The 13,691-nt window shown below is 65.1% G+C and carries 10 protein-coding genes; all 10 read left to right on the top strand.

Going from position 1 to position 13,691, the window contains the following annotated elements:
* Window positions 1–48 precede the first annotated feature (48 nt).
* Entirely contained in the window at window positions 49–1,443 is a 1,395-nt protein-coding gene (regB, locus tag RBB18_RS05035; protein WP_274592752.1) for a sensor histidine kinase RegB, read from the top strand.
* A 71-nt stretch (window positions 1,444–1,514) separates the two neighbouring features.
* Window positions 1,515–2,975 (top strand): PAS-domain containing protein, encoded by a 1,461-nt coding sequence (locus RBB18_RS05030; protein ID WP_103762580.1) that lies wholly within the window; start codon window positions 1,515–1,517, stop codon window positions 2,973–2,975.
* 47 nt (window positions 2,976–3,022) lie between these two features.
* Entirely contained in the window at window positions 3,023–3,496 is a 474-nt protein-coding gene (tsaE, locus tag RBB18_RS05025) for a tRNA (adenosine(37)-N6)-threonylcarbamoyltransferase complex ATPase subunit type 1 TsaE (RefSeq protein WP_103762581.1), read from the top strand.
* Window positions 3,493–4,521 carry an aminoglycoside phosphotransferase family protein gene (locus RBB18_RS05020; RefSeq protein WP_306110381.1) on the top strand — a complete coding sequence of 343 codons (1,029 nt, stop codon included), beginning with the start codon at window positions 3,493–3,495 and terminating at the stop codon, window positions 4,519–4,521. Before tsaE ends, RBB18_RS05020 begins: the two co-directional genes overlap by 4 nt.
* Window positions 4,497–5,189 carry a nucleotidyltransferase family protein gene (locus RBB18_RS05015; protein ID WP_306110380.1) on the top strand — a complete coding sequence of 231 codons (693 nt, stop codon included), beginning with the start codon at window positions 4,497–4,499 and terminating at the stop codon, window positions 5,187–5,189. Before RBB18_RS05020 ends, RBB18_RS05015 begins: the two co-directional genes overlap by 25 nt.
* Window positions 5,182–8,130, top strand: coding sequence for a double-strand break repair protein AddB (gene addB / locus RBB18_RS05010; RefSeq protein WP_306110402.1), 2,949 nt, complete (start codon window positions 5,182–5,184; stop codon window positions 8,128–8,130). The genes RBB18_RS05015 and addB overlap by 8 nt, the downstream gene beginning before the upstream one ends.
* Window positions 8,124–11,483 (top strand): double-strand break repair helicase AddA, encoded by a 3,360-nt coding sequence (gene addA, locus RBB18_RS05005; RefSeq protein WP_306110379.1) that lies wholly within the window; start codon window positions 8,124–8,126, stop codon window positions 11,481–11,483. Before addB ends, addA begins: the two co-directional genes overlap by 7 nt.
* Before the next feature lie 58 nt (window positions 11,484–11,541).
* A complete protein-coding gene (gene trxA / locus RBB18_RS05000; RefSeq protein WP_057795333.1) occupies window positions 11,542–11,862 on the top strand; it encodes a thioredoxin in 321 nt (106 codons plus the stop codon).
* A 335-nt stretch (window positions 11,863–12,197) separates the two neighbouring features.
* Window positions 12,198–12,749, top strand: coding sequence for an ATP-dependent protease subunit HslV (hslV, locus tag RBB18_RS04995; RefSeq protein ID WP_057795335.1), 552 nt, complete (start codon window positions 12,198–12,200; stop codon window positions 12,747–12,749).
* A 70-nt stretch (window positions 12,750–12,819) separates the two neighbouring features.
* A complete protein-coding gene (locus RBB18_RS04990) occupies window positions 12,820–13,620 on the top strand; it encodes an alpha/beta fold hydrolase (protein ID WP_306110378.1) in 801 nt (266 codons plus the stop codon).
* The last annotated feature ends 71 nt before the right edge of the window (window positions 13,621–13,691 follow it).

The raw sequence follows: 13,691 nt of genomic DNA, 5'->3' as shown, positions 1-13,691 counted from the left end.
CACATCTAAAGCCACCCTTCGCCGAAGGAAAGAGAGACAAGATCACGCATGGCAAACACCCACGTGACCCCGCAGGAGTTCAGCTCGGGCCGGCAATCGGTTCCGCTGCGCACATTGGTGATGCTGCGCTGGTGGGCGGTGACCGGGCAATTGGCCGCGCTCCTGGTGGCGCAATACGTGCTGGGGCTCAGCCTCGCCTTCGGCCTGTGTTATTTCGTCGTCGGCCTGTCGATCATCTCCAACGTCACGGCCTATTTCATCTTTCCCGAAAACAAGCGCCTCAGCCAGCGCGAGACGCTGCTGGTGGTCCTGTTCGACATGCTGCAACTCAGCGCGCTGCTCTACCTGACGGGCGGGCTGCACAATCCGTTCTCTATCCTGATCGTGGGGCCGGTGACCGTGTCGGCCTCGGCGCTGACGGCCGGGTCGACGATCTTCCTCGGCGGCGCGGCGATCCTCATCACGTCGCTGCTGACGCGGTTCTACATGCCCTTGACCACGCAAACGGGCGAACGGCTGTTCATTCCCGACCTGTTCCTTTTCGGGAACTGGATCGCGATCCTGATCGCGGTGGTGTTCCTGGGTGTCTATTCCCGCCGGATCGTCTCGGAAATGTACGCGATGTCCGAGGCGTTGCAGGCGACGCAGATGGCACTGGCCCGCGAACAGAAGCTGACAGACCTGGGCGGCGTGGTGGCTGCGGCGGCGCATGAGTTGGGCACGCCGCTGGCGACGATCAAGCTGACCAGCGCGGAACTGGCCGAGGAACTGGACGACCATCCCGACCTGCGCGACGACGCGCTCCTGATCCGTGAACAGGCCGACCGCTGCCGCGACATCCTGCGGTCCATGGGGCGCGCGGGCAAGGACGACCTGCACCTGCGCCGCGCGCCGCTTTCGGCCGTGCTGGAAGAGGCCGCCGAGCCGCATCTCGACCGGGGCAAGGACATCCGCTTCGAGATCGTCGCCGACATCGCCCATGCCGGGCCGCAGCCCACCATCCTGCGCCGGCCCGAGGTCATCCACGGCTTGCGCAATCTCATCCAGAATGCGGTCGATTTTAGCAGGAACAGTGTCTGGATCGACAGTGAGTGGAACGATTCAGCCATCACCGTGCGGATCATGGATGACGGCCGCGGCTATCCGCAGCAATTCCTTGGCCGCATCGGGGAGCCATTCATGCGTCGCCGTTTCACGCGCCCCGATCCACTGCGCCCGGGATACGAGGGGATGGGGCTGGGGCTGTTTATCGCCAAGACGCTGCTGGAGCGCTCCGGCGCCGATCTGGTCTTTGCCAATGGCAGCGACTCGTTTCGCAAGCGCGAAGGCTTTTCCGACCGCACCGGCGCCTTTGTCGAGGTGTCCTGGCCGCGCGCAAGGCTGGAGGAAGACACCCGGCAGGGACGGCAATCATTGGGTGACAACCAGCTGATCGAGACCTGACGCGCGGCTTCGTTAACGACACATTAACCTTGGGGGCTCATGCTGGCGCTAACTGGATCAGGATACGTTGCATGGCCGGCCTCTCGCCTTTCTCGCTTGCACTGGCACTCGCAGTGTCCGCGGTGGTCTCGCTGCTGGTCTTGTGGGTGCTGGGCCGGTCGTGGCAGCCGGCCACGTCCCGTGATGCCGACAACGGCATGCGGTCCTCCAGTTTTCTCTTTCACGACGACACCCTGACATCTCAGGATACCGGACCCGCTACGCTGCCGGGCCCTGGCTGGGGCGAGATTGATCGCTGGTCGGACCTGCGGCATTGGCTGGGCAACCGCTTTGGCCCGCTTCCCGGCTCCCTGAGCGAGCTGGAAAACGGCGAAATCCGCGACCTGCAAGCGACGATGCGCGGCGATCATGCGTCATTGACCCTCTCGCGGCATGACGGTGCCGAGCGGGTCGAGGTAAACGAGCCCGCCACGCTCCCGCCACCGGGCGCCGCCTTCGACAAGGTGCAGACGGTGTTCGATCATGCCCCCTGTGCCGCGCGCATGCTGGGCGGCGACGGCAAAACGATCTGGCAGAATGCCGCTTTCGCCGATTATCCCGACGCGGCGGCAGAGCAGCTCGTCGCGGCTGCCACCGGGGCAAGTGGCCCGACGCGGGTCCACCTTGACGCGCAGGACCGTGTCTTTGAGGTCGAGCATGTGACGGCGGGCGATATCCGCGCCGTGTTCGCCACCGACATCACCCGGGTCACCAATGCCGAAACCGTGCGCCGCGAGTTTATCCAGACCCTGACCAAGATCTTCGCGAACCTGACAACCGGCCTTGCCGTCTTTGACCGCAACCGCCAGCTGGCGCTTTTCAACCCCGCGCTGCTGGACCTGACCGGGCTGCCAGCCCCTTTCCTGTCGTCGCAGCCCCCGCTGATGCAATTCTTCGACAGCCTGCGCGACAACCGCGTGCTTCCGGAACCCAAAAACTATGACACGTGGCGAAAACAGATCGAGGATATGAGCAGCACCGCCGCCGGGGGCCTCTACCTCGAGGACTGGCACCTGCCCAACAGCGTGACGTACCGCGTCACCGGGCGGCCGCACCCGGACGGCGCCATCGCGTTCCTGTTCGAGGATATCACCGACAACGTGTCGTTGGCGCGGCACTTTCACAGCCAGATCGCCCTGCGCGAGGCCGTGCTGGACGCCAGCGATCAGGCCAAGGTGGTCTTTGGCCCGGACAACATCGTGACCCTGTGCAACCTGGCCTGCCGGAAAATGCTCGGGGTCGATCCCGACGCGTCCTTCGCGGACATGACATTGCAGGATTTCCTGTCGGTCAGCCGACAGGCCCTGCCGGGCGCGTTCTGGGAACGGGTCGAACAGGCGGTGCTGGATCGCGCCACGCTCTCGGACTCCGTCACCGCGCCGGATGGAACGCCTGTGTCCTGTCAGGTCGGGCACCTGCCGGGGAATTCATCGATCATCACCCTGATGGCCAAGGGCAATGTGCCCGGCCCGGTGGCAAAAGCTGGACGTTGACGCGCGCTTTGTATTGCAGGTCAGACCCGGCGGTGTAGTGTCGTGCCATGCCCGCCCGCAGCCTGCACCTCACCCTTCGCGGCCCCGACGCCACCTCCACTCTGGCCCGGCGCATCGGGGCCGTCCTTCGGCCCGGCGACGTGCTGTTGCTCGACGGTCCGGTCGGCGCCGGAAAGACGCATTTCGCGCGCAGCCTGATCCAGTCTCTTCTGCCCGAACCCGAGGATGTGCCATCGCCCACCTTCACCCTCGTGCAGACTTATGACGGGGGCGTGTTCGAAATCTGGCATACCGATCTTTACCGTCTGTCCTCACCCGGCGAAGTGATCGAGCTTGGACTGCTGGAGGCTTTCGAGGACAGCGTCACGCTGATCGAATGGCCCGACCGGCTTGGCGATCTTGCACCGGACCACGCGCTCTCGCTCGATTTCGCGCCGCATGACGACCCCGATCAGCGGGTTCTTGACATCACCTGGCGCGATCCGCGATGGGATGACCGGGCAGGGGAGTTTTCCACATGAGCGACCGCGACACACAGATCGGCGCCTTCATCGAGCGGGCAGGCTGGGGCGATGCGGTGGTCTCGTTTCTCGCGGGCGACGCCTCGAACCGGCGCTACCTGCGCCTGATCCGCCCGTCGAACGCGGAACGTGCCGTGCTGATGGATGCCCCCCCGGAAAAGGGCGAGGATGTGCGCCCCTTTGTGAAAATTGCGGACTACCTGGCAAGCATCAGCCTGAGCGCGCCACGCATTCTCGGTCGCGACGAAGACGCCGGGTTCCTCTTGCTCGAGGACCTTGGCGATGCGCTGTTCGCCAGCATCATCCCGCGGAATCCGGACCTTGAAAACAGTCTCTATTCCACCGCAACGGACGTGCTTGTGCATCTGCACGCCCAGACCCCACCCGCCGGTCTCGCCACCTATGACGCGACGACCGCCAGCGCCCTATCGTCCCTTATCTTCGACTGGTACATCCCCGGGGCGACGGACGATGCCGACACCTCCGCGCGATCCGACGTCGAGCGTTGCCTGCACGACCTGCTGGCCGAGCATGCCGGCACTTGCGACGTCCTGATTCAACGCGACTACCACGCCCAAAACCTGCTGTGGCTGCCCGACCGCAAAAGCATCGCCCGCGTCGGGCTGCTCGACTTTCAGGATGCGATGCTGGGCCACCGCGCCTATGACCTCGTCTCGCTGTTGCAGGATGCCCGCCGCGACGTTCCGCCCGAATTGGAGCAGCGGATGCGCGACCGCTACGCGCTGCAGACCGGCCAGAACCCGGACGCGTTCGCGACCGCCTATGCCGTGCTTGGCGCCCAGCGCAACCTGCGCATCCTCGGCGTCTTTGCCCGGCTTTGCATCCGCGACGGCAAGGCGCATTACGTCGACCTGATCCCCCGGGTCTGGGGCCTTTTGCAGCGTGACCTTGCGCATCCGGCCCTTGCCCCGCTGCAGGCCATGCTGGCCGACCGACTGCCGACGCCTGATCCTTCTCTCCTTGAAAAGCTGAAATCAAAATGCGCGACGCCCCTGACGCAGTGATGCTTTTTGCCGCCGGATTCGGCACGCGGATGGGTACGCTGACCGCGTCCCGGCCCAAGCCGCTTGTCGAGGTGGCGGGGAAGCCGCTTATCGATCACGCGCTCGATCTAGTGGCGGCATACGGTCCTGCGCGCACCGTGGTGAACACGCACTACCTGCCGAACCAGATCGCGGCCCACCTTGCCGGGCGGAATATCCGGATCTCGGACGAACAGCCCGATATCCTTGAAACCGGCGGCGGACTGCGCAAGGCACTGCCACTGCTTGGCGACACCCCGGTCTTTACCATGAACACCGATTCCGTCTGGTCCGGCCCCAACCCGCTGGCGCAGCTTGCCGCCGCGTGGAACCCGACACAGATGGACGCGCTTTTGCTCTGCATTCCGCGCGAAGACGCCATTGGCCATGCAGGCCCGGGCGACTTCGTGATCGAAACCGATGGCCGCGCCAGCCGTGGCCCGGGCGTCGTCTACACTGGCCTGCAGATCCTCAAGACCGACGGCCTCACCGAGATTCCCGAGCCTTCCTTTTCCCTCAATATTTTCTGGAACCGGATGCTGCGAGAGGGCCGCCTTCATGCCGTGACCTATCCCGGCAAATGGTGCGACGTCGGTACGCCCGAAGGTATCACGCTGGCCGAGGCCATGCTGCACAATGCCCATGTTTGAGCCGCTCGACACCCCGCGCGTCTTCGGTATGCCGCTTGGCGCGGACTTTCCCCGGGAACTGGTGCGCGGTCTTCTGGCCGCCTATGACGGCCAGCCGCCCGAGGCGCTGGCGCGGGTGCATCTGATCGTCAACACCCGCCGCATGGCCCGGCGCATCCGGGCGCTGTTCGATCAGGGTCCGGCGCTGCTTCTACCGCGGATCAGCCTTGTCACCGATTTCGGCGAAACCCTGGGACTTGCCCATATCCCCGAGCCGATGCCGCCCCTGCGTCGGCGGCTGGAACTGATCACCGTGGTGTCTGCCCTGCTGGAACAGGAGCCCGATCTTGCGCCACGCGCCGCGCTGTACGATCTGTCGGACAGCCTGGCCCGGCTGATGGACGAAATGCATGGCGAAGGCGTCGTGCCGGAGGACATCACCGCCATAGATACCGGCGATCAATCCGGTCACTGGGCGCGGATCAAGACGTTTCTGGGCATACTCAGTCCCTATTTCGAGGCCAGCGGCGACGCGCCCGATGTCGAAACGCGCCAGCGCCTCGTCATCGAGACCTATGCGCGGCTCTGGCAGGACCAACCGCCCGATCACCCGATCATCCTGGCGGGCTCCACCGGGTCCCGCGGCGCGACCCGGCTGTTGATGAAGACGGTCGCGCAACTGCCCCAAGGTGCCGTCGTGCTGCCGGGGTTCGATGTCGACCAGCCCGATCATGTCTGGGCACGACTGGACGATCCCCGCAACAGCGAGGATCACCCGCAGTTCCGGTTCGCACAGCTTCTGTCCGATCTGGACACCACGCCGTCTATTATCCGTCCCTGGCCCGGAACAGCGCCTGTTTCACCCGAGCGCAACCGCCTGATGTCTCTTGCCTTGCGGCCCGCGCCGGTGACCGACGAATGGCTGTCGCACGGGCCCTCGCTTGCAGGCGATATCGGTCCCGCCACCGAAGGGATCACCCTGCTGTCGGCCCCCTCGGCCCGGATGGAGGCGCTCTGCATCGCCATGCGCCTGCGCGAAGCGGTCGAACACGGACAGACCGCGGCGCTGATCACCCCCGACCGGACCCTGACGCGCCGTGTCGCGTCGGCGCTGGACCGTTGGGGCATACGGCCCGATGACAGCGCGGGCGTGCCGCTGCACCATTCCGCGCCGGGCCGGTTCCTGCGCCACGTGGCCGAGATGCTGAACGCGCCGCTGGATGCCGCGCAACTGCTGACGCTGTTGAAACACCCGCTGACCAACGCGGGCGACGCGCGCGGCATGCACCTGCGGCTGACACGAGAGCTGGAACTGTACCTGCGCCGCGATGGACCGCCAGAGCCGGATCTGGAAACGCTCGACGCCTTTGCAGCCGGGTCCGACGATCCCTATCTTGACACCTGGCTTGCCTGGCTGCGCGCCTGCTTTTTCGGCAACGCCGCGCCAGAGGCGCGACCGCTGACCGCCATCGTGGACAGTCATATCACCCTGGCCGAGGCGATTTCTCGCGGGCCCGATGCGAACGCGCCGTTGCATCTGTGGGACGAGGACGCCGGCATCGAGGCCGAGAAATGCGTCTCTAACCTTGCCGAAAACGCGCAGTATGCACAGGCGATGCAGGCGATCGACTATATCAACCTGTTTCACGCCGTCCTCTCGCGAGAGGTGGTCCGCAACCAGACCGGCACCGATCCGCGCGTCCTGATCTGGGGTACGCTGGAAGCGCGGGTGCAGGGTGCCGACCTGATGATCCTTGCCGGGCTGAACGAGGGAACATGGCCCGAGATCCCGCCGCGCGACCCGTGGCTGAACCGCGACATGCGGTGCCAGGCCGGCCTGTTGCTGCCCGAGCGGAATATCGGCCTGTCGGCCCATGATTTCCAGCAGGCCGCGACCGCCACGCCCGAGGTCTGGATCACGCGCTCGGTCCGGTCGGACGACGCCCAGACCGTGCCGTCGCGCTGGCTGAATCGCCTGACCAACCTGCTGAAAGGATTGCCGGAAGAGGGCGGAACCGACGCATTGGCGGCCATGACCTCGCGGGGCAACGACGCGCTGGCCCGCGCCGAAGCGCTCGAGGCCGTGACGCCCACCCCCTCGGCCCGCCGCCCTGCGCCGATTCCGCCGGTCCACACGCGGCCCAAAGAGCTTTCGGTGACACGGATCGAAAAGTTGATCCGTGATCCCTACGCGATCTATGCCGACAAGATCCTGCGCCTGCGCCCGCTCGATCCGCTGATGAAACTGCCCGATGCCCGCTTGCGCGGCGAGGTGCTGCACGATGTGCTGGAGCATGTCATCAAGGCCACGCTGGACGATCCCGACAGCCTGACACCTGCCTACCTGACACAGGAAACCGTCTCTGTTCTCGCCAAAAGCGTGCCTTGGGGCGAGGCGCGGGCACTTTGGCTTGCCCGCATCGCGCGTATCGCCGACTGGTTCATCGAGACCGAGGCGGGCCGCCGCGCGCTGGCCCGGCCCACCGCGTTCGAACAGATGGCGCGCGCGCAGGTCGAGCCGCTCGATTTCACCCTGACGGCCAAGGCAGACCGGATCGACATCGACACGGGCGGGCGTCTGCACATCTACGATTACAAGACCGGCGCGCCCCCCTCGCCAAAGTCGCAGAAGGCGTTCGAAAAGCAGCTTTTGCTCGAGGCCGCGCTGGCCGAACGCGCCGGGTTCGGGGAGCTGTCGCCCAGCCCTGTCGAAAGGGCGGTTTTCATCGGCCTGACGGGCGAGCCCAAACAGGTGCCCGCCCCACTGGAAGAGGCCCCGACCGGCCGGACATGGGCGGAACTCAAGGACCTGATCACCCGCTACATGGACCCTGGCCAGGGATACCTGTCACGCCGCGCGATGAAGACCAAGGACATGCCGGGTGACTACGATCAGCTGGCCCGCTTCGGCGAATGGGACATCACCGACGAGGCCGATCCGGAAAAGGTGGGCAAATGGTAGACGACGCCACCCAGCGCCAGATCGACGCCGCCCGCCCCGACCGCTCGACATGGCTGTCAGCCAATGCCGGATCGGGCAAGACCAAGGTCCTGACGGATCGGGTTGCACGGCTTCTTTTGGCTGGAACAGACCCGCAGAATATCCTTTGCCTGACCTACACCAAGGCCGCGGCGTCAGAGATGCAGAACCGCTTGTTCGACCGTTTGGGCGAATGGGCGATGCTACCCGATGACATTCTGGAAACACGCCTGACCGACCTGGGCATCGACGGCCCGATCACTCCCGAGCGCCTGCGCGAGGCGCGCCGCCTGTTCGCGGTGGCGATCGAAACGCCCGGCGGGCTGAAGATCCAGACGATCCACTCGTTCTGCTCCGCTCTCCTGCGGCGTTTCCCGCTCGAGGCCGGGGTCAGCCCGCAATTCACCGAGATGGAAGACCGCGCCGCCGCCCTCCTGCGCGCCGAAGTGGTCGAGAAAATCGCCAACGGCCCTGATGCGCAGGCGCTTTATGACCTTGCCGAGCACTACACCGGCGAGGACCTCGAAAGCCTGACGCAGGAGATCGTCGGCAAGCGGGATCGTCTGTCCAACCCGGTCAGTGAGGCCGATCTCTCGGCGCTCTTCGGGCTGAGGCCGGAGGAGTCTGCGCAGTCGCTCGTTACCTCTGTCTTCCTCGGGGGCGAAGCCCAGTTGATGGCCGACCTCCTGCCGATCCTGACCGCAGGCAGCACCAATGATGCGAAGGCGGCGGTCAAGCTGACGATGGCCGACATTCCCTCGCTTCAGGCGCTGCCGATCCTCGAGGATGTCTTTCTGACCGGCAGTAGTGCAAAATCGCCATTCTCGGCCAAGATAGGGTCTTTTCCAACCAAGGCCCTGCGCGAGGCAAACCCAGGCCTGACCGATGCGCTGAATGCCCTGATGGTCCGGGTCGAAGAAGCCCGCGACACGCGCCTTGCCCTTCAGGCGCGGGAGACAGCGCGGATTCTGCACCGTTTCACGGGCATTTTCCTGCCCGCCTATGCCGCCGCCAAGGAGGCCCGCGGCATGCTGGATTTCGACGACCTGATCCTGCGCAGCCGTGACCTTCTGGACGATCCCAAGGTCGCCGACTGGGTCCTGTTCAAGCTGGACGGTGGCATTGACCATATCCTGGTCGACGAGGCGCAGGACACCAGCCCGGTGCAATGGACCCTGATCGAACGCCTGTCGCAGGAATTCACCAGCGGCACCGGCGCCCGCGCCGACCGGCAGCGGACGATCTTTGTCGTGGGCGACAAGAAACAGTCGATCTATTCGTTCCAGGGCGCCGATCCCGAAGGGTTCGACCGCATGAAGGAGGATTTCCGCACCAAGCTGGAGGTGACCGACGCGCCGCTGCAGGACATGGAGATGGAGTTTTCCTTCCGTTCCGCGCAGACCATCCTGTCACTGGTCGACGAAACCTTCCGCGGGCTCGATTCCAGCGGCTTTACCCAGCGCGAAAAGCACAAGGCGTTCCATGATGCGATGCCGGGTCGTGTCGACCTCTGGCCGCCGATCGAGAAGGAAGACGCCGAAGAGCCGCCGGAGTGGTACGACCCCGTCGATATCAAGGCCCCGGGCGACCCGGCCACCCGGCTTGCCGCGCAGATCGCACGCAATATCAAGGAGATGCTGGGCACGCCCTTGCCATCAAAGGAAGGAAACGCCGCGCGGGCCATCACGGAGGGCGATATCCTGATCCTCGTACAGCGCCGCTCCGGCCTCTTTCACGAGATCATCCGCGCCTGCAAATCCGAGGGGCTGAACGTCGCCGGGGCCGACCGCCTGCGCGTCGGCGCGGAACTGGCGGTGCGCGATGTCGCGGCGCTCTTGTCGTTTCTTGCGACGCCCGAGGACAGCCTGTCGCTCGCCACTGCCCTGCGCTCGCCGCTATTCGGGTGGAGCGAGGCACAGCTTTTCGACCTCGCCCATGACCGCCCGCACCGATATCTCTGGCAAACCCTGCGCGAGCGCGCGGCGGAGTATCCCGAAACGCTTGCCGTGGTGAACGACTTGCGCCGCGCCGCCGATTACCTGCGCCCCTATGACATGATAGAGCGAATCCTGACGCGGCACCAGGGGCGCGCCCGCCTTTTGTCACGGTTGGGGCCCGAGGCCGAGGACGGCATCGACGCGCTTTTGTCGCAGGCGATGGCCTATGAACGCAATGCGATCGACAGCCTGACGGGTTTCCTGGTCTGGATGGAAACCGACGACCTGGAAATCAAGCGCCAACTGGACAATGCGGGCAACCGCATTCGCGTCATGACCGCGCACGCGGCCAAGGGGCTGGAATCGGCCATCGTGATCCTGCCTGACAGTGCCAAGCGCGATCTGCGCGTCGACGCCAAGCTGATCGGGGCAGGGGACACCGCACTGTGGCGGCCGCGCAAGGATGATCTGCCCACGGCCCTTCAGGCCATCGACACCGCCGAGCGCGATGCCCAATGGGCCGAGCGCGACCGCCTGCTTTATGTCGCCATGACCCGGGCCGAGCAATGGCTGATCGTCGCCGCGGCGGGTGATCTCGATAAGGAAGGGCGCGACTGGTACAGCAAGGTGCAGGGCGGAATGCTGCGATCCGACGCCGTCGAGCACGTGTTCGACGGCGGGCAGGGCTTGCGGCTGCAATCCGGGAATTGGGCCGGAACAGAGCCTGTATCGGCCCCGGTCGATCTCACGATCACGCCGTCCCTTCCCGCGTTCTTTCAGGATCACGCCAAGCCCGCGATGCGCGCTACTGAGACGCTTGCGCCGTCTGATCTTGGCGGCGACAAGGCCTTGCCGGGCGAGGCAGGGCTGGACGAGGACGCCGCCAAGCGCCGCGGCCGGCAAGTGCACCGCCTTTTGGAAATGCTGCCTCAGCGCGACCAGACCGACTGGGCCGGAACCGCCGAGTCTCTGCTCGCCCACGGACCGGACGCCGCAACGGGGCAGGAGCTTGCCCTGCTCCTTGCCGAGGCCGAACACGTCCTTGCGCAAGAGCCCCTGCGCTTTCTTTTTTCACCGCAGGCGCTGGCAGAGGTGCCAGTTTCCGCCAATCTCGATGCGCTGGGTGGCCGCCGGATTCACGGCGCGATCGATCGCCTGATCGTCACCCCCGAAAAAATCCTTGCCGTGGATTTCAAGACCAACGCCGTGGTCCCCAACGCGCCCGCCGACGTGCCCTCGGGACTTCTGCGGCAGATGGGCGCCTATGCCCATGCCCTGCAACAGATTTATCCCGGCCGCAGCATCGAGACCGCGCTGCTCTGGACCCGCACGGCGACCCTCATGCCCCTGCCACACGATCTTGTGACGCAGGCCCTGGCCGACACCCATATAGCTTGACGCTCCCTATCGCTCTACATAGGTTCGCTGTCGAACCTGAGCTCAAGGAGAAACCGAGATGGCCACCGTTGCCGTAACCGACGACACGTTCGATAGCGAAGTGAAGAACTCCGACATTCCCGTCGTGGTGGATTTCTGGGCCGAATGGTGCGGCCCCTGCAAACAGATCGGCCCGGCGCTGGAAGAGCTGTCCTCCGAGATGGACGGCAAGGTCAAGATCGCCAAGGTGAACGTGGACGAAAACCCCAACTCGCCCTCGCAGCTGGGCGTGCGCGGCATTCCGGCGCTGTTCATCTTCAAGAACGGCGAAGTGGTGTCGACCAAGACCGGCGCCGCGCCCAAGGCCGCGCTGCAAGGCTGGATCGAAGAGTCGATCTGAAGCTAATCGGATAAAACAGTCAAAGGGTCGCCCACTGGGCGGCCTTTTTTCGTTTAAGCACCATGCGCGGAACCAAGGCGCGGCCCTGCCGCGCCGCCGCGTATCGTCATGCGAGTAGCATGCCTTCGGCATGACGCCGCCCCCACGGCACGGCGATTGGGCTGGGCATGGCGCTCCGACCTAAACTTTCACGGACTTGGCTGAAATAAAACACCCAGGAACAACGGTAGATCGCCGCACCGCGGCCCGCCAATGCGCGGCTCCATTTGCCCACCCGGGTTGCCACTCCGCCCCGCGCCTTCCATATAGGTCCAAAGATCAAAGGAGCCCCGACCATGAGCGATTTCCCCGGCTGGCACGGCACAACCATCATCGGCGTCCGCAAGGGCGGGCAGGTCGTCGTCGCGGGCGACGGGCAGGTCAGCCTTGGCGATACCGTCATCAAGGGCACCGCCCGCAAGGTCCGCCGCATCAGCCCTGGTGGCTATGACGTGGTCGCCGGTTTCGCCGGCTCCACCGCCGACGCCTTCACCCTGCTGGAACGGCTGGAATCAAAACTCGAAGCGACCCCCGGCCAACTGCAACGTGCCTCCGTCGAACTGGCCAAGGACTGGCGCACCGACAAGTACCTGCAAAAGCTCGAGGCGATGCTGATCGTCACCGACGGCTCACAGCTTTACGTGATCACCGGCGCGGGCGACGTGCTGGAACCCGAACATGACGTGGCCGCCATCGGCTCGGGCGGGAACTACGCGCTGGCCGCCGCGCGAGGCATGATCGACAGCGACAGGTCCGCCGAACAGATTGCGCGGGATGCCATGGCCATCGCGTCGGACATCTGCGTCTACACCAACGGCAACCTGACCGTGGAATCCATCAGCGCCTGAGGACAAGGCGGAACATCACTGCCGCCCACCTCGTTCTCCTGACTGAAGTGCATCGCACGAGGAGGGCTCCATGAGCTTGCATATCGAAGACACCGGCGGCAACGGCCAGCCGGTCATCCTGATCCACGGCTGGCCCCTGTCGGCAGAGGCATGGGAATACCAGGTTCCGGCGCTCAACCAGGCCGGCCACCGTGTTATTGCCTATGACCGTCGCGGCTTTGGCCGCTCGACCGCGCCCGACGACAAGTACGATTACGACACGCTCGCCGCCGATCTCGAAGAGATCATAAAGGAAAAGAACCTGAACGACGTCACGCTCGTCGGCTTTTCCATGGGTGGCGGCGAGGTGGCCCGCTTCATCGGCACCCACGGCGAGGCACGGCTCAAAAGGGTGGTCTTCGCCGCTGCCGTTCCGCCCTGTCTGATGCAATCGGACGATAACCCCGACGGCCCACTGACCAAGGACGCCGCGCAGGAGTTCGAGGACAACCTGAAGGCAGATCGCGACGCGTTCTTTGAGGGATTCACCAAGGATTTCTTTTCGGCTGATGGCGACCTGAAGGTGACGGAGGAACAGCGGCAACAGGCACTTGACCTGTGCAAGCAGTCCACGCCGGAGGCCGCGCTTGGCTGCATGAAGGCTTGGGCCACGACCGATTTTCGCGATGATCTGGAGAAGATCACCGTGCCCACGCTGGTCCTGCACGGCACCGCCGACGGCATCGTGCCGATCGAAGGCTCCGGCCACCGCACCCACAAGATGGTTGCCCACAGCAGCCTGTGCGAGATCGAGGGCGCGCCGCATGGCTGCAACACGAGCCACGTGCAGGACTTCAACGCCGGGCTTCTGGATTTCCTAGGCAAGCACTGACCTGCCGAGCAGAGTCTTTCCACGTCAGAATGCTGCCTTTCTTTCGGCCAACAGGTCCTTTAGGGCTGGCG

Source organism: Roseovarius sp. MMSF_3298 (assembly GCF_030733705.1).
Lineage (GTDB): Bacteria > Pseudomonadota > Alphaproteobacteria > Rhodobacterales > Rhodobacteraceae > Roseovarius > Roseovarius confluentis.
Note: the sequence above shows the minus strand (reverse complement) of the source record. Positions and strands in the feature narration are given on the sequence as shown.

Excerpts from the sequence above, each read along its gene's own strand:
- hslV (WP_057795335.1), top strand. The coding sequence starts at position 12,198 with ATGAGCGATTTCCCCGGCTGGCACGGCACAACCATCATCGGCGTCCGC.
- RBB18_RS05015 (WP_306110380.1), top strand. The coding sequence starts at position 4,497 with ATGCGCGACGCCCCTGACGCAGTGATGCTTTTTGCCGCCGGATTCGGC.
- addB (WP_306110402.1), top strand. The coding sequence starts at position 5,182 with ATGTTTGAGCCGCTCGACACCCCGCGCGTCTTCGGTATGCCGCTTGGC.
- tsaE (WP_103762581.1), top strand. The coding sequence starts at position 3,023 with ATGCCCGCCCGCAGCCTGCACCTCACCCTTCGCGGCCCCGACGCCACC.
- RBB18_RS05030 (WP_103762580.1), top strand. The coding sequence starts at position 1,515 with ATGGCCGGCCTCTCGCCTTTCTCGCTTGCACTGGCACTCGCAGTGTCC.
- RBB18_RS05020 (WP_306110381.1), top strand. The coding sequence starts at position 3,493 with ATGAGCGACCGCGACACACAGATCGGCGCCTTCATCGAGCGGGCAGGC.
- regB (WP_274592752.1), top strand. The coding sequence starts at position 49 with ATGGCAAACACCCACGTGACCCCGCAGGAGTTCAGCTCGGGCCGGCAA.
- trxA (WP_057795333.1), top strand. The coding sequence starts at position 11,542 with ATGGCCACCGTTGCCGTAACCGACGACACGTTCGATAGCGAAGTGAAG.
- addA (WP_306110379.1), top strand. The coding sequence starts at position 8,124 with ATGGTAGACGACGCCACCCAGCGCCAGATCGACGCCGCCCGCCCCGAC.
- RBB18_RS04990 (WP_306110378.1), top strand. The coding sequence starts at position 12,820 with ATGAGCTTGCATATCGAAGACACCGGCGGCAACGGCCAGCCGGTCATC.